This is a genomic window from Mycobacterium sp. E2462, from assembly GCF_001672685.1.
Taxonomy (GTDB): Bacteria; Actinomycetota; Actinomycetes; order Mycobacteriales; family Mycobacteriaceae; genus Mycobacterium.
The window spans coordinates 1-15,444 of the sequence record NZ_LZKC01000282.1 but is presented as its reverse complement, the minus strand read 5'-3'; the positions used below and the strand labels follow the sequence as shown (position 1 = coordinate 15,444).

Annotated in this window: 13 protein-coding genes; 3 read left to right on the top strand and 10 right to left on the bottom strand. The window is 69.2% G+C overall.

Features of this window, described 5'->3' with window-relative positions:
- Window positions 1–3 precede the first annotated feature (3 nt).
- The 5 genes from A5714_RS14005 to A5714_RS13985 form a co-directional block, all read right to left on the bottom strand.
- The gene (locus A5714_RS14005; RefSeq protein WP_068285960.1) at window positions 4–1,059 is read right to left on the bottom strand and encodes a GGDEF domain-containing protein; all 1,056 of its coding nucleotides are present in this window, start codon (window positions 1,057–1,059) and stop codon (window positions 4–6) included.
- Window positions 1,060–1,159: 100 nt separating this feature from the next.
- Entirely contained in the window at window positions 1,160–2,086 is a 927-nt protein-coding gene (locus A5714_RS14000; protein WP_068285958.1) for a carbohydrate kinase, read from the bottom strand.
- Complete coding sequence (locus A5714_RS13995; protein ID WP_068285956.1) at window positions 2,083–3,495, bottom strand: mannitol dehydrogenase family protein; 1,413 nt, start codon at window positions 3,493–3,495, stop codon at window positions 2,083–2,085. Before A5714_RS13995 ends, A5714_RS14000 begins: the two co-directional genes overlap by 4 nt.
- Before the next feature lie 103 nt (window positions 3,496–3,598).
- Window positions 3,599–4,456: an HAD family phosphatase gene (locus A5714_RS13990; protein ID WP_068285954.1), complete on the bottom strand. Its 858-nt coding sequence runs from the start codon at window positions 4,454–4,456 to the stop codon at window positions 3,599–3,601.
- The gene (locus tag A5714_RS13985) at window positions 4,453–5,979 is read right to left on the bottom strand and encodes a mannitol dehydrogenase family protein (RefSeq protein ID WP_068285952.1); all 1,527 of its coding nucleotides are present in this window, start codon (window positions 5,977–5,979) and stop codon (window positions 4,453–4,455) included. Before A5714_RS13985 ends, A5714_RS13990 begins: the two co-directional genes overlap by 4 nt.
- A 128-nt stretch (window positions 5,980–6,107) precedes the next feature.
- Here A5714_RS13985 and A5714_RS13980 point away from each other — a divergent pair, with 128 nt between their 5' ends.
- Complete coding sequence (locus tag A5714_RS13980; protein WP_068285950.1) at window positions 6,108–8,375, top strand: ATP-dependent DNA ligase; 2,268 nt, start codon at window positions 6,108–6,110, stop codon at window positions 8,373–8,375.
- A 12-nt stretch (window positions 8,376–8,387) separates the two neighbouring features.
- Here the strand turns inward: A5714_RS13980 and A5714_RS13975 are convergent, their stop codons facing one another.
- Entirely contained in the window at window positions 8,388–9,305 is a 918-nt protein-coding gene (locus tag A5714_RS13975) for a class I SAM-dependent methyltransferase (RefSeq protein WP_068285947.1), read from the bottom strand.
- Window positions 9,306–9,399: 94 nt separating this feature from the next.
- On the opposite strand from A5714_RS13975, the gene A5714_RS13970 reads away from it, so the two are divergent.
- The gene (locus A5714_RS13970; protein ID WP_197513705.1) at window positions 9,400–10,197 is read left to right on the top strand and encodes an enoyl-CoA hydratase/isomerase family protein; all 798 of its coding nucleotides are present in this window, start codon (window positions 9,400–9,402) and stop codon (window positions 10,195–10,197) included.
- Between the two features lie 101 nt (window positions 10,198–10,298).
- Here the strand turns inward: A5714_RS13970 and A5714_RS13965 are convergent, their stop codons facing one another.
- From A5714_RS13965 to A5714_RS13950, 4 genes are all read right to left on the bottom strand, one after another.
- The gene (locus A5714_RS13965; RefSeq protein WP_068285996.1) at window positions 10,299–11,165 is read right to left on the bottom strand and encodes an LLM class flavin-dependent oxidoreductase; all 867 of its coding nucleotides are present in this window, start codon (window positions 11,163–11,165) and stop codon (window positions 10,299–10,301) included.
- 88 nt (window positions 11,166–11,253) lie between these two features.
- Window positions 11,254–12,015: an STAS domain-containing protein gene (locus A5714_RS13960; protein WP_068285943.1), complete on the bottom strand. Its 762-nt coding sequence runs from the start codon at window positions 12,013–12,015 to the stop codon at window positions 11,254–11,256.
- Between the two features lie 448 nt (window positions 12,016–12,463).
- Window positions 12,464–13,399 carry a DUF4873 domain-containing protein gene (locus A5714_RS13955; protein ID WP_231975891.1) on the bottom strand — a complete coding sequence of 312 codons (936 nt, stop codon included), beginning with the start codon at window positions 13,397–13,399 and terminating at the stop codon, window positions 12,464–12,466.
- Between the two features lie 287 nt (window positions 13,400–13,686).
- Entirely contained in the window at window positions 13,687–14,592 is a 906-nt protein-coding gene (locus A5714_RS13950; protein WP_068065469.1) for a diiron oxygenase, read from the bottom strand.
- Window positions 14,593–14,709: 117 nt separating this feature from the next.
- Between A5714_RS13950 and cobF the strand changes: the two genes are divergently transcribed.
- Window positions 14,710–15,444 (top strand): precorrin-6A synthase (deacetylating) (cobF, locus tag A5714_RS13945; RefSeq protein WP_068285941.1); only part of this gene is annotated, 735 nt, incomplete at its 3' end.

Below are 15,444 nucleotides of genomic sequence, written 5' to 3'. Positions count from 1 at the left end.
ACGCTATTCGCGATAGTGGCGAACCTGGTTGCCCCCGGCGCGTTTGGCCTCGTACATGGCGGCATCCGACGTCCTGATCAGATCGTCGATGACGTCCGTGGATGGGGCGGCCGCGTCGCTCAGCGGGGCGCTCGAGGCGCCGATGCTCGCGGTGATGGCCAGGGGTATCTCGGCGATCGCGTGGCAGATCCGGTCGGCCATGGCGGTGGGCTCGGGCGCGGTGTCGACGTCGGCGACGACGAATTCCTCCCCGCCGGCCCGGCCGATCACGGCGGTGGCGCGGCAACTGTGCCGCAGCGCCGCGGCGACGGCCACCAACGCCTGGTCTCCGGCGGCGTGGCCCTGCGTGTCGTTGAGCCGCTTGAACTCGTCGAGGTCGATGACCAGAACCACCAGGTGCGCCCCCGGCGTGCCGCGGTGCACCCGGACCAGTTCGTAGGCCGAGTTGTTGAAGGAGCGGCGGTTGTGCAGGCCGGTCAGGGGATCGCGGTCGGATGTCTGCAGATCCGTGCGCAGCGTCTGCACCAGCGACTGCATGCCGAACGGCACCCCGATGTTGAGGCCCACCACGACGATGAGGGAGCCGGCGGTCAGGGCGACGTCACCGGTGGCCGCGACGAGCCGGTAGGACAGCACCGCCACGCAGGCCGCGGCCACGGCCAGGTTGGCGCGCACGTACCCGGCGGGGTGGAAATAGGCGATGTACCCGCCCAGGATCGCGAAGGTGGTGCAGCCCATCAGCCCGACGTAGGGGTCCGAGAGCGACAGCAGGGCCGCCGCGATGGCCCCGATCGCGATCAGCAGCCAGGCGTTCGACTGGCGCCGGGTCGGCCAGCGCTTGAATCGCAGGGCGGCGCCCAGGATTCCCAACCCGGACGCCACCATGGTCACCGCCCGGGTCACCGGGTGCTGCGGCCCCACCGGGCTCCACAACATGATGAGCGGGTCGGCCGCGAACGCGGCGATGAACACCGCGGAGATCCTGCGCCACGGGGTCAGCAGTCCGTGCGTATCCAGGTAGGCGCTGATCCAGTCGAACTGGTCTGCCTGCTTGACCACCGGCCCCTACCTCCCGACAAACCCCGTCACCGCCTGGGCAGTCAATCTAGCGGTGCCACCGCGAACGGCGCCGTGGCCGGTCGGACCAGCGGCGCGTGTCCTAGGCGAAATGTTGCGGGGCCGAGGTCGATTGAGCGCGGACGGTGGCCCGGTCGGGCAAATCAGCGCCGGCGCGGCCGACGGTCAGCGCCGACACCAACCCCGCCGCCCGTAACGCGGCGGTCAACTGGTCGGGCTGAATGCGGGCGAGCGCGGCGCGCCGGTCACCGCCCAACAGGTCCGATTCCCACAGCGCGTCGAGCAGGCCGGCCATGAACGCGTCCCCGGCCCCGATGGTGTCGACCACCCTGGTCGGCACCGCATCGGCGCGTGCCTCGCCGGCCGCGCAAAAGGCCAGCGAACCCCGCTCGCCCAGGGTCACGGCGACGACGGCCGGCCCGAGCGCCAACCAGGTGCGGGCCGTGCGTTCCGGCTCGTGGTCGGGGTCGATCCAGCGCAGGTCCTCCTCGCTGACCTTCACGATGTCGCTGCGCTCGACGAGGTGCTCGATGCGCGCGACGGCCAGTTCGCGGTCTTCCGTCAGCGACGGCCGGACGTTGGGGTCGAAGCTGACGGTGGCCGAGACCCGGTAGGTGTCGATGAGGGCTGCGACCGCCAGACAGCCCGGATCCTGTACGGCGGCAATCGATCCGGTGTGCACGAACAGCGGCGGCTCGACCGGCGGGGTGCCCGACAGCCGCCAGTCCAGGTCGAAGGCGTAGTCGGCGGACCCATCGGCGGCGAGCGTCGACCGCGCGGTCGCTGTGCGCTCGTCGCCTCGGCCTTCCGAAATGAGTTGCACCCCTGCGCCTTCGACATAGTCGACGATGCGTCGGCCATACGCGTCGTCGCCGATCGAGGTCAAGAAGTCGACCTCGCGGCCCAGCCGGCCCAGGCCGACGGCAACGTTCAGCGGGCTGCCGCCCACGTGCTCGTCGCCGCCGACGATGTCGATCAGCGACTCGCCGATCACCAGTCCGCGGGTCATCGCACCAACGCCTCCAGCGTCGCTCGAGCGCCCTTGTGGTGCAACGACTCCAGCCCCCAGCAGTACGCCTGGACGAAACGCGGCTGATGAGCCAGGTCGCCGAAGACCGCGGCGAGCTCGATGAACGCGGTCGGATTCTCGTACTGTGACCGTGCGATCGGGATCAGGGAATCGGCGAGCTGATCGACCACTTCGTAGGGTTGCCCCCACTCGTCGGTGCCCTCCGCGTAGCGGGCCCAACTGGCCACCACGGCGGCCGCCACCCGGACCGAGCCGTCGCTGGCGAGGTTGTCGCAGATCACCGGGAGCAACCATTTCGGGATGCGGTCCGAGGAGTACGCGCACAACCGCTCGATGGTGTCGCGCACTCCCGGATTGGAGAACCGCTCGATCAGGGTGCGGGTGTAGTCGTGCAGGTCGATGCCTGGCACCGGCGGCAGCGTCGGGATCGCCTCGGTGTCGAAGTAGGCGAGCAGCAATTCGGCGAACAACGGGTCGCGCGCCGCGTCGTGCACGTACTTGTAACCGCACAGCCGTCCGAAGTACGCCAGGCACTGATGACCGGCGTTGAGCAACCGCAGCTTCATCAACTCGTACGGGGCGACATCGTCGACCAGCAACACGCCCGCCTTCTCCAATGGTGGCCTGCCGTCGGCGAAGTCGTCCTCGAGCACCCAGGCGGTGAACGGTTCGGCCACCACCGGCCAGCGATCGTCGATGCCGAAGTCGCGCCGTACCTCGGCGGCCATCTGCAAGGTGGTGGCCGGGGTGATCCGGTCGACCATCGAGCTGGGGAACCGCACCCGCGCGGCGATCCACTCGGCCAGCTGCGGATCGCGGTTCTCGGCGTTGGCGAGGACGGCGCGCCGGGCGATCTCGCCGTTGTTCTCGATGTTGTCGCACGACACGATCGTCGGTGCGGCGATGCCGCGGCTGCGGCGTCGCGCCAGCGCCTCGACGATCAACGCGAAGGCCGGCCCGGCGGGGTCGCGGTAGCCGCCCTCGGTGATGGTCAGCGAGATGATCCGGGTGCTCGGCGCGGCAAGCACGTCCAGCGCGGCTTCTTCGTCGTCGGGCGCATACCGGTAATCGACGATCGACCCGATCACATGGGCGTCGCGGGTGCCGTCGGGGTTCTCCAGGATCAGCGTGTAGAGCCCGTCCTGGCCGTCGAGCACGTCGCGCATCGTCCAGTCGGCGGGCATCACTCCCACGCCACAGATGCCCCACTCGCGGGCCAGGCCCTGCTGCAACAGCAGATTCAGGTACGCGGCCTGGTGCGCGCGGTGAAAGTGGCCGGCACCGATGTGCGCGATGCCGACGGTCACGCCGTCGCGATCGTAGGTCGGCGCGTCGATCGGCAGGTGCGCCAGCGCGGCGTTGTTCAAGGTGATTCCATCAGGCTCCATTGGCCAACTCCTCCCGGCGCCGCGGCCCGGCTCGTGGCGGGCCGCCAGCACCTCGACGGTACGACGGCGGGGCAGTGCCCACCGGCGTGGACGAGCGGGTGCCCTACGCCAGCGAGGAACCGCCCGCCGGTACGCCCGACGACAACAGGACATCGGCCAGGGCACGCCACGAATCGGTGATCGCGACGGCACCCGCATCGATCAATTCCGAACGGCGCGAATCCCGTTCCTCGGGCAGCACGAACATCACGTTACCGACCGTGGCGTAGCCGGCGGCAACCGCGGACGACACGCCGGCCACGGAATCCTCGATGGCCAGGCCTTGTTCGGCCGCGACGCCGAGCACCTGGCCGGCGTGCAGGTACACGGCGGGGTTGGGCTTGCTGGTCGGCACCGCCAGCGAGTCCTCGGCGCTGAACGTGACCTCGCCGGAGATCAACGAGTCGATGCCGGTGGCGGCGAAACAGGCACGCAGGCGCTTGGTGGCGCTGGAGCTGACGGCCGCCAGGGCGTAGCGCGCCGCGAGGGCGCGCAGCGGCTCGAGCACCTCGGGATCCGGTTTCAAGGTAACGGCCAGGTGGGCGGTGACCCGTTCGCGTTCCTCGAGCACCCAGCGCTCGAGTTCGTCGGCGGACAGCGCCGTACCGTTCGCCAGGTCCTCGGCCGAGGCGATGGTGGCCGCCGGGCGGCCCTGCGCCAGGGTTTCCTGCAGCGGCACCTCGCATTGCACGGCCAGGTCGAGCGCGGTGTTGCGGAAATTCTTCCCCACCGCCCGCTTGCGCAACTCCTCCGCGCTCAGCGGAGCGGTCACGCCGAAGCGCGCCAGGAAACGGTTCGTCACCTCCGTCGAGGCGTCGAAAGCCGGTCTCTCCGAAGGAAATAGGTTGTCGTCGGCGTCGCACAGCAGAGTCGTGATCGGCGCCGGGGCAAACGCCCGCACAAAGGTCAGCCCCTCGGTCATCGGGCAATCAACTCCCGCTCGTCGTTGCGCATCGCTGCGCACAGCGTGGGCACGACACCGCGCTCGTCGATGTCGGAGATCATGGCGCGCAGGCGCTCCGCGAAGCCTGGAACCGCCCGCACCCCGGCGAACATCTCATGGCCCAGCAACGGGTCCGGGTCGCTGCCGGCCACGGTGGCCAACTTCACGACCGGAATGGCTTGCGAATCCTCGAGGCTGAACTTGCGCCCCTTCAGGTCGTGGCCGCGCATGTAGCGGGCCCAGCCGGCCACCGCCAGCATCAGCAGCGTGTGCGGCCTGCCCTGGGTGATCGCCTGCTCCAGCGACGGCATCACGAACTGCGCGATCTTGCTGGTGCCGCGACGAGCCAGCCGGGGCAGCTGGTCGCTCATCCGCGGATTGCTGAGCCGATCCAGCAGGATGCGCCGGTATTCCGGGGTGTTCATGCCGGGGACGGCGGGCAGCAGCGGCTGGATCTCGTCGCGCAACAGCCGCTCCACGTAGTCGAAGATGACACGGTCGCGCATGGCCTCGTCGGTGCGCTGATATCCGGCCAGAATGGCCAGGCAGGCGAGCGCGATGTGGGTCCCGTTGAGAAGCCGGGTCTTGATCAGCTTGTGGTCGCTGACGTCGGCGACGAACTCGGCGCCCACCTCGTCAAGCGGGGGCCGCCCGTTGCTGAAGGAGTCCTCGATCACCCACTGGCAGAACGGTTCGGTCACCACCGGCCACTTGTCGGCCACGCCGAAGGTCTGCTCGACGAATTTGCGCTCTGACGTCGACGTCTGCGGCGTGATGCGGTCGACCATGGTCGACGGGAACGCGACGTAGGTGTCGATCCAGCGCGCCAGCGCGGGGTCCTTCAACGCGGCGAACGACACCAGGGCGGTCCGCGCCGGATGGGTGTCGCCGGGGATGTTGTCGCAGCACAGCACCGTGAACGGCGCGATGCCCGCGCGGCGACGCCGGTCGAGCGCTTCGGCGAGGTATCCCCACGCGGTGGCGTAACCATCGCTGGCGACGACGTCGGCGCGCACGTCGGGGTGGTCGGCGTCGAACTCGTCGGTGACCGGGTTCAGGAAGTAGCCGTTGTTGGTGATGGTCAGGCTCACGATGCGAGTTTGGGGGTCGGCCAGCGCGGCGCGCACCGCGGCACCGTCGCTGGGCGCGTAGTGCACGGACCCGATGGATCCCACCACGCGGGCGTTCTGGCGGTCATGGCCGCGCTGCACCACGGTGTACAGGCCGTCCTGAGCCGTCAGCAGATTCTTGACGTCGGGGGAGTGCAGGCTGACGCCGGTCAGACCCCAGTCGTCCGAGATACCCTTGCGTGCCAGGTCGTCGAAGTAAACGGCCTGGTGGGCACGGTGGAAGTTGCCGGCGCCGATGTGCACGACGCCGCGGCCGAGGGCCGAGCGGTCGTACGTCGGGACGTCGACGCGCTGCGAGTGCAGCCGCAGCGTCGCATCGCTTAGCGGGACACTGTTGCTTGGGCGCCAGGGGGAGGGGATCACGTCAAACATATTTTTCTGTGCCCCTCATTGATCGCCTGTATACGCGCCCGTGGGTCATGTCACAGAATAGGTTGACGGACTTCGCAATAAGCGGTGGTCACAGCGGTTAACAGCCTCGAAACAAGTAGGTTGGCACTATGGCACCGAGGGTGAAGCTGACCAACGCCGACAAGGTGTTGTACCCCGCCACCGGAACCACCAAGCAGGACATCTTCGACTACTACACGCGCATTGCGGAGGTGATGATCCCGCACATCGCCGGGCGGGCCGCGACGCGCAAACGCTGGCCCAACGGCGTCGAACAGGACTCGTTCTTCGAAAAGCAGCTGGCCGCATCGGCACCTGACTGGTTGCCCCGCGCCAGCGTCACGCACCGCTCCGGGACCACCACCTACCCGATCATCGACAGCGCCGAGGGACTGGCCTGGATCGCCCAGCAGGCCGCGCTGGAGGTGCACGTTCCGCAGTGGCGATTCGTCGCGCAGTGGACGCGCAGCAAGGCTGAGGAACTTGTGCCCGGCCCGGCGACCCGACTGGTGTTCGATCTCGACCCGGGCGAGGGCGTCACCATGGCCCAATTGGCCGAGGTCGCCCACGTCGTCCGGGAGCTGATCGCCGACATCGGCCTGACCACCTACCCGCTGACCAGCGGCAGCAAAGGCCTGCACCTCTACGCGCCGCTGGCCGAGCCGGTGAGCAGCACCGGCGCGACCGTCCTGGCCAAACGGGTGGCACAGCAACTGGAAAAGACCATGCCCACGCTCGTCACGTCGACGATGACGAAGAGCCTGCGGGCCGGCAAGGTGTTCCTCGACTGGAGCCAGAACAACGGATCGAAGACCACCATCGCGCCGTACTCGTTGCGCGGCCGCGACCAGCCCACCGTCGCCGCCCCGCGCACGTGGGCCGAACTCGACGAGCCCACGCTGCGTCAATTGCGTTACGACGAAGTCCTGCAACGTGTTTCGCGTGACGGCGACCTGCTGTCACCGTTGGATGAGGACGCACCCGTCCCGGACCGGCTGAGCAAGTACCGCAGCATGCGCGATGCAGCGAAGACCCCGGAGCCGGTGCCGGCGAAGAAACCCACCATCGGGCAGGGCAATACCTTCGTCATTCAGGAGCACCACGCGCGGCGCCTGCACTACGACTTCCGGCTCGAGCGCGACGGCGTGCTGGTCTCGTGGGCCATTCCGAAGAACCTGCCCGAGACCACCGCGGTGAACCATCTCGCGGTGCACACCGAGGATCATCCCCTGGAATACGGCGGCTTCGAAGGCAACATCCCCAAGGGCGAGTACGGCGCCGGCAAGGTGGTGATCTGGGACTCGGGCACCTACGAGGCCGAGAAGTTCAACGACCCCGCCGAGAAGGGCGAGGTCATCGTCAACCTGCACGGCAGCAAGGTCTCGGGTCGCTACGCGCTGATCCAGACCAACGGGGACCAGTGGCTGGCGCACCGCATGAAGGACCAGAACACCTTCGAGTTCGACTCCATCGCGCCGATGCTCGCCACCCATGGCTCGGTCGCCAAGCTGAAGGCGGGGCAGTGGGCCTTCGAAGGGAAGTGGGACGGCTACCGGCTGCTGATCGAAGCCGACCACGGCGACTTGCGGGTACGCTCCCGACGAGGCCGCGAGGTCACCGGCGAATACGCCCAATTGCGCTCGCTGGCAGCCGATCTCGCCGATCACCAGGTGGTGCTCGACGGGGAGGCCGTCGTCCTCGACGCCAACGGCGTGCCCAGCTTCCACGCCATGCAGAACCGGGGCCGCGGTACCCGTGTGCAGTTCTGGGCCTACGACGTGCTGTACCTGGACGGCCGGTCCCTGCTACGCGCCCGCTACTCCGACCGGCGGAAAGTGTTGGAAATGTTGGCCACCGACAGCAGCCTCATCGTTCCCGAGCTGCTGCCCGGCGACGGCGGTCAGGCGCTCGAGTACTCGGCCGAGCGCGGCTGGGAGGGCGTCATCGCCAAGCGGCGTGACTCGACCTACCAGCCGGGCCGGCGTTCGTCGTCGTGGATCAAGGACAAGCATTGGAACACACAGGAAGTGGTGATCGGCGGATGGCGGGCCGGTGAGGGCGGCCGCAGCAGCGGGATCGGCTCGCTGGTGCTGGGCATCCCCGGTGGCGGCGGTCTGCAGTTCGCCGGCCGGGTCGGCACCGGCTTCACTGAACACGAGCTGGCCAACCTGAAAAAGACCCTCGCGCCGCTGCGCACGGAGTCCTCACCGTTCAACCCGCCGCTGCCCCGCGCCGAAGCCCGCGGCGTCACGTACGTCGAGCCGGTGCTGGTCGGGGAGGTGCGCTACAGCGAGTGGACACCGGAAAACCGGTTGCGGCAATCGAGTTGGCGGGGCTTGCGGCCCGATAAGGAACCCGGCGACGTCATCCGGGAATGACCGGGCTGCGCCCTAGATGCGCAGCGCGCGCACGAAGCGGATCGTGGTGGACGGCACCTGCTGCGCGGCGTCGCCGAGCCCGGGCAACCCCGCCGCGGTGAACAGATCGTCCAGCCGAAACACCGTGTCTTCCCAGCCGTTGTCGCGCAGGTGCGCGGCCACATCGGTGTGCTCGCCGGGATACACCAGGTTGCGCAGATCCAGGTCGAGGCCGTGCCGCCGCCAGCCGTCGGCCATCAGCTGAGCTTGCTGCTGCGCCGTTTCCGACGTGCCGGTGACGGTTCCGTAGTCGGCCGCGAATCGACTGCCCTCCGCGGACAGCGGGATGATGGAGTCCAGGATGCGCACCTCCGCCTCCGGTGGCAGCCAGCCGATGAGCACGCCCTCGGCCAGCCACGCCGTCGGCTGCGCCGGGTCGAAACCCGCCTCCTGCAAGGCGGCCGGCCAGTCGTCGCGCAGGTCGATCCCCACGGTGCGCAGCTCGGCGGTCGGGGCCGCGCCCAGCTCGGCCAGCGTCGCCGTCTTGAACGCGATGACCTCCGGCTGGTCGATCTCGTACACCGTGGTCCCCGCCGGCCAGCGCAGCCGGTAGGGGCGCGCGTCCAGGCCGGACGCCACGATCACGACTTGCTGCAGTCCGGCCTTGCCGGCCGCCGCGAAGTAATCGTCGAAGAAGCGGCCGCGGGCCGCGAACGTGTCGACCATCCGGGCGAATCCGACACCGTTCTCGAGGTCGTTGGTGTCCAGCTCGCCGCTGGCCAGCCTGGTGAACACGTCCAGGCCGACGGCGCGCACCAGCGGCTCGGCGAAGTCGTCGGTGATGACCGGCTGCGGGCGCCGGGTGGCGGCGGCCCGCGCTGCCGCGACCATGGTGGCGGTGGCGCCGACGCTGTTGGCCAGGTCCCAGGTGTCACCTTCGGTTCGTGCCATGCTGTCTCCCTCTTGTCGTGTCCGTCCCCGTCTGCAACACGGTAGGCCTCGAGGCTGAGTACCCACGTCGCCTAACGTCACTGCTATGCCCGCAGTGGAATTGACGACGCTCGACGACGGCATCGCCTTGATCACCCTCAACCGGCCCGACCGGCTCAACGCCATCGACGGCGCGCTGATCGACGGCGTCGACGCCGCCCTGGACGAGGTCGCGGCGCGTGACGTCAGGGTCGCGATCCTGACCGGCGCCGGGCGTGGGTTCTGCGCCGGAGCGGACCTGAGCGGTACCGGCGAGCCCTGGACCCGACCGAAGCCGACGACGCCGGCGTTCAAGGTCAACTACGACGCGCAGGTCCGCCTGGCGACGCTGTTCACCCGCATCTACGAGCTCGACGTCCCGGTGGTCGCCGCGGTCAACGGGGTTGCGGTCGGCGGCGGGCTGGCCTTCGCGTTGGTCAGCGACGTCCGGATCGCCGCCGAGCAGGCCCGGTTCGGGTCGGCGTTCATCAAGGCAGGCTTCTCGTCGATGGACATGGGGACCAGTTACCTGCTGCCCAAGATCGTCGGGGCCGGGGTGGCGCGCGAGCTCATGCTGACCGGCCGCATCATCGACGCGGCCGAAGCGTATCGCATCAAACTGGTGCACCAGGTGGTGGCGCCCGACGACCTGTTGCCGGCCGCGCTGGACTTGGCCCGTTCCATCGCCGCGAACAACGCCTACGGCGTGTGGCAGACCAAGATCGGCCTCAACGCGGCGCTGGACGCGCCGAGCCTGCGGCACGCCATCGAACTGGAGAACCGCACGCAGATCCTCAGCGGGTTCACCAACAATCCCGTCGAGGCCGCCAAGGCCCACCGGGAGAAGCGCGCCGCGAACTGGGACCCGCTGTAAAGCTGACTTTCCTGGCGCCCGGCTGTGCCGCGCTTGCGACCGCCGCTGGGTCTGATGGCGGCGGCCCGCTGCGCCCGGCTGTGCCGCGCTTGCGACCGCCGCTAAAGCTTGGCGATCACGTTCTCCGCGAACATCTCCAGGTTCTTGATCTTGGTGTCCAGCGGCTCGGTGTCGTCGCCCTTGATGTAGGGGATCCGGAATCCGACGATGACGTCGGTGACGCCCTTGTCCTCGAGCCGCTTGATGCCGTCGACCGTGTAGGCGTCCACCGAGATGACGTGAATTTCGAACGGACCCGTCTTGCCCGCCTCCTCGCGGAAACGCTTGAGCTTGGCGATCAGCCCGTCGAGTTCCTCCGGGTCGCCACCGCCGTGCATCCACCCGTCCAGCCGCGCCGCCCGGCGCAACGCCGCGTCCGCGTGGCCGCCGATCAAGATGGGGACGGGCTTCGTGGGCGCGGGCGTCATCTTGGTCTTCGGGATGTCGTAGAACTCACCGTGGAATTCGAAGTACTCGCCGGTGGTGAGGCCCTGGATGATCTCGATGCATTCGTCCATTCGCTTGCCGCGCCTGGCGAACGGGACACCCAGCAACTCGTAATCCTCGGGCCACGGGCTGGTGCCGACGCCGAAACCGATCCGGTTGTCGGTCATCGCGGCCAGCGACCCAATCTGCTTGGCCACCAAGGCCGGTGGCCGGATGGGCAGCTTGAGGACGAAGAAGTTGAATCGCAACTTTGAGGTCACCGCGCCCAAAGCTGATGTGAGAACGAAGGTTTCGATGAAGGGCTTGCCGTCGAGGAACTCTCGGTTGCCGTCCGGTGTGTAGGGGTACTTCGAGTCGGACTCGAAGGGATAGGCGATGCTGTCGGCGATCGTCATCGCGTCGTAGCCGGCGGCCTCGGCCGCCTTGGCCAGCGGGATGTAATACCTGTAGTCGGTCATCGCCTCTGCATAGGTAAACCGCACGTCCTCCGCCTTCCTGCCCGGGGTGCTCACACGAGATTAGAACGTGTTCTAGTTCTACCCGTGGCCCGGGCCCAGCACAATAAGGCGCCTAGAGCTGGTTCTCGGGTCCGATGACCGACCACACCGTCTTGCCCGTGGCGGTGGGCGTGCTGCCCCACGCGCGCGACAGCGCGTCGACGATCGCCAGGCCGGACACGTCGATGCCGGTCGCCGGCGCGGGGAGTTGGGCGGCGGGCGCGGTGTTGGCGTCGGAGACTGCGACGGCCGCGGTGTCGCCGTGCGCCTCGATCCGGATCACCGGCACGCTGGCTGTGTGCTCCAGGACGTTCTCGACGAACACGTTGACCACGACCAGCGCGACCGGAATGAGCGTGGGCTGCGACCACGCGGTGAGCCATTCGCGAACCAGTCGCCGGGACTCGCGCAGGCTGGTCAGGTCCGCCGGCAACCGGACGTCGGCGCGCCGCACGGCGCGCCGGCTGCGCTGGGCCTGCGCCTTGATCGCCGCCTTGTCGCTGGAGTGCACCGGCAGGAAGTGCGCAACCCCGCTGCGGGTGATCGTCTCGCGGGTCGCTCGGCTATTGCACGCCAACAGGATTGGCACATGGGGCTTGGCGGGGAGCTGCCAGTGCGCGCCGATGAAGGCCCGCGACGCCGCGTCGGCGTGAACCTGGAGACCGGAGATGTCGACGACGACCGCGGCCGGCTCGTCGGCCGTGGCCGCGACGATGCCGTCACGAAGCGCGGCGGAGTTGGACGCGTCCAGCACCCCATCCACCGACAACACCGCCACCGAATCGTCGGTGCGCGTCGCCACGGCCAGTGAGCTGGATTCGGCTACCGGGCTCACCGGTGCGACGCCTTTCCCTTCGGCGCGAAACCGTCGGCGGACGGCGGAAGCGGAGCAGACGTTGCACCCCGGCTGCGCAGCCGGGTCCTGTCGTCCGGTTCCATACGCTGCTCCTCGAATGTTTGCCGAGCCAACTGCTTGAGTATCCGCCATCGCCGCTGATTGTCCACCGCAGCGGCGGGCGGCTCGCGGCCACCGGCGACCGGGCCGCACAGTGAGGAGGGCGCGCACCGGTCGCGGCGCGGGGTCGCCGGTGCATGCCGGCTGGATCGGCCGGGGTGCCTGGCGGCACCGCCCCGGACCTGACCTGATGACCCCCTGCGCAGCACGCGCACGCACGGTGGTTACCACGTCGGGGGCGGGGTCAAACGTGCCCGCGACGGCCGGAGATGCGGCTTGACCAGCGGATACGTCGGTCAGTGGGCGGGGCGTCGACGCCGGTCCACGTTCACGATCCGGCCACCGCGTACGGCGGCGCGCCCACCCCGGCCACCGAGTGGGTGCCCCACGGGGTTTGCTCGACGATGCGGGCCGGGGCGCTGCGCTCACCCACCGTCAGCGTGGCCGTACGCGCCTGCCGCAGCGCCGCGGGCGACAACGGCCGCTCCGGCGAAGCGAACACCGTGCCCTGCCAGTGGTAGCGGCCGTCGATCGGGTCCAGATGGCCGGTCAACCGCACCCGCACCGGATGCTCGGCGTCGGCGACCCGCAGTGTGGCCGGGCCCTCGAAGGTGTCGTCGCTCTTGGGCGCGTTGCCCGAGAGGTCGAACGCCGACGCCGGCGGCGGGGGCGGGGGCGGCTTGAGCTGGGCGCGCTCGTTGAACACCTGCTGGCTGCTGCCCCGCACCTCGATGCGCCCGCTGCGGGTGCGCCGCATCACGCGCAGGCAAGACGCGATATAGCGTGCCTGCGCGGCGAGGTCCGGCCCGGTGAGGAAGAAACAGTTGGGGAAGCCGCGCACGGCCACACCGCAGAGGGGTTCCAGGCCCGCGGGCCAGGCCTGCCGCAGGGTGACGCCCCCCGAGCCGACCAGAGCGTCGTCGGGCACCCGCTCGGCGACCGCGAATCCGGTGCCGTAGACGAGGGTGTCGAAGGGCCGCTCTCGCCCGTCGGTGGTGCGGATGCCCGTCACCGTCACCGCGTCGATGGCCGACGACGCCACCACGGGAGCGCGACGAGCGGTGCCGGGTCGGGCGCGGCCGCGCACCCAGGCTCGGGCCCGGTCCGACCACAGCGGAATCTCGGCGACCACCCGGCGCGGGGAATGGGCGAACACCGTGACCGAGGCGCCGGCACCGATGAGGCGGCCGATCAGGTGGGCGGCCGCGGAGTCGCCGCCGATCACCGCGACGCGCTTGTCGGAGAAGTCGACGCTCGACGGAATCTCCGCCGCGTGCCAGGAATCACCGAGAAACGTTGCGCCACCGGAAATTTCGGGCGTCCACGGCGACTCGATCGACCGGGGTGCGACGATCAGCACGGCGCTGCGGTGCGTCTGGCCCCCCGCGGCCGTCCACGCCCAGGTGGCGGTGTCGTCGTCGAACGCCGCACGCGTGACCGCGTCACCCGCGACGTCGAACACCCCGGCCGCCACCAAGGCCGCCCGGGCACGCTCGGTGTCCGTGCCGAAGATCGCGGCGCGGCCGGGAGCCGGCGCGGGGTCGCGCCGTGTCACAGAAACCTGCTGCGCCGCCAGGCGCGGCGCGCGATCGGCCCCAGCAGCCCCACCTCGGTCAGGAACGCGGCCAGCGGCGCGAAGCCGATTTGTTGGACCTCGCGGCGGTGCGCGCTGGTGCGTGCGACCTTGCGGGCGCGCCGCGGGTCCAGGCCCGTGCGCGCGTACGGAACCGGATTGCTGAACAGATAGTTGAAGAAATATCCGCCCAGCCCGTTGATGTTGGCCATGAACCAGCGGTTGCGCCGCGGCATCTCGGCGACGCGCTTGCGTGCGCCATCGCGCGCGAACTGGATGTGCCGCGCCTCCTCGGTAACGTGAATCCGCATGAGCCGCTGGATGATCGGTTGCAACTCCGGGTCATCCATCATCTGCCGCTGCAGCGAGTCGAAGATCTCTTCGCCGATCAGGGCGGCCACCCACAGCATGGAGCCGCGCTGGAACGCCAGCGGCAGCGCGTTGATGATCATCCGGTGCAGGCGTCGCGGGCGTACCGGTTTGGCACCGATGCGTTCGATGGCCTTGCCGAACATGACCATGTGCCGGGTCTCGTCGCCCAGTTCGGTCAGCTTGTAGTGGGTCGACCTGCTGGTCGGGTCCTCGTGCAGGATCGTGCGCAGCAACGCCTGGTTGAGCATGTTCTCGAACCAGATCCCCGCCGAGAGCGTGTTGACGAGCTCCTGGCGCGACAGCTCGATCTGCTGCGCGCGGCTCATCTCGTCCCACATCGGCGTGCCGTACAGGGAGACCAGCCGCGGGGGCAGGTAGAACTTGTCCGGGTCCAGCGGGGCGTCCCAGTCGATGTCGACGACCGGTTCGTAGGACTTCTTGACCGAGCCCTTCAGCAATCGGTCGGAGAACTCTTCCCGACTCGGCCCACCTGGCCGCATCGCAGTGGTCATGGCGCCGGCGTCCCTCCATTGGGTGCTACAGACGGTACCCATGGTATCGGGTACTTCAGGTCCCGCATAGGTCCTTTCGGTAGCGATTCGGCAATCTGTCGGTGAAGGGAGGCAGCGGTGGGCCGGCATATTCACGTCATCGGCATCGGCGCCGGGGATCCCGAGCATGTGACGGTGCAGGCGATCGAGGCGCTCAACAACACGCAGGTGTTCTTCGCCATGGACAAGGGGCAGGACAAGCGCGACCTCACGGCCTTGCGCCGGCAGATCTGCGCCCGGTTCATCCGCGAGCCCCGGTACCGCTTCGTCGAATTGCCCGACCCCGAACGCGCCACGGACACGGATTACCGTGCGGCGGTGGGGGATTGGCACGCCGCGCGAGCGCGCCTGTGGGCGCGCGCCATCGCCACCGAGCTGGGTCCCGACGGCGTGGGCGCCTTTCTGGCGTGGGGTGATCCGTCGCTGTACGACAGCACGCTGCGCATCCTCGAGGCGGTCGCCGCGCAGGTCGACTTCACCTTCGACGTGATCCCCGGCATCACGGCGGTCCAGGCGCTGACGGCGCGGCACCGCATCCCGCTCAACGACGTCGGTGAGCCCGTCCTGATCACCACCGGTCGGCAACTGCGCAAGGACGGGTTGTCCGGCTCCGCCGTGGTGATGCTCGACGCCGAGTGTTCGTTTCAGGCGTGCCCCTCGGACACCCGCATCTGGTGGGGCGCCTACCTGGGCACCCCGGAGGAGCTGCTGATGGCGGGCACGGTCGGCGACGAGGGGCCGCGCATCATCGCGCTCCGAGCGCAGGCGCGGGCGCGGCGCGGCTGGATCATGGACACCTATTTGCTCAGACCG

What these genes read in the sequence shown, in the direction of transcription:
- A5714_RS13975 (WP_068285947.1), bottom strand. Translation starts at nt 9,305, where the DNA reads ATGGCACGAACCGAAGGTGACACCTGGGACCTGGCCAACAGCGTCGGC.
- A5714_RS13980 (WP_068285950.1), top strand. Translation starts at nt 6,108, where the DNA reads ATGGCACCGAGGGTGAAGCTGACCAACGCCGACAAGGTGTTGTACCCC.
- A5714_RS13995 (WP_068285956.1), bottom strand. Translation starts at nt 3,495, where the DNA reads ATGGAGCCTGATGGAATCACCTTGAACAACGCCGCGCTGGCGCACCTG.
- A5714_RS13950 (WP_068065469.1), bottom strand. Translation starts at nt 14,592, where the DNA reads ATGACCACTGCGATGCGGCCAGGTGGGCCGAGTCGGGAAGAGTTCTCC.
- A5714_RS13985 (WP_068285952.1), bottom strand. Translation starts at nt 5,979, where the DNA reads ATGTTTGACGTGATCCCCTCCCCCTGGCGCCCAAGCAACAGTGTCCCG.
- A5714_RS14000 (WP_068285958.1), bottom strand. Translation starts at nt 2,086, where the DNA reads ATGACCCGCGGACTGGTGATCGGCGAGTCGCTGATCGACATCGTCGGC.
- A5714_RS13990 (WP_068285954.1), bottom strand. Translation starts at nt 4,456, where the DNA reads ATGACCGAGGGGCTGACCTTTGTGCGGGCGTTTGCCCCGGCGCCGATC.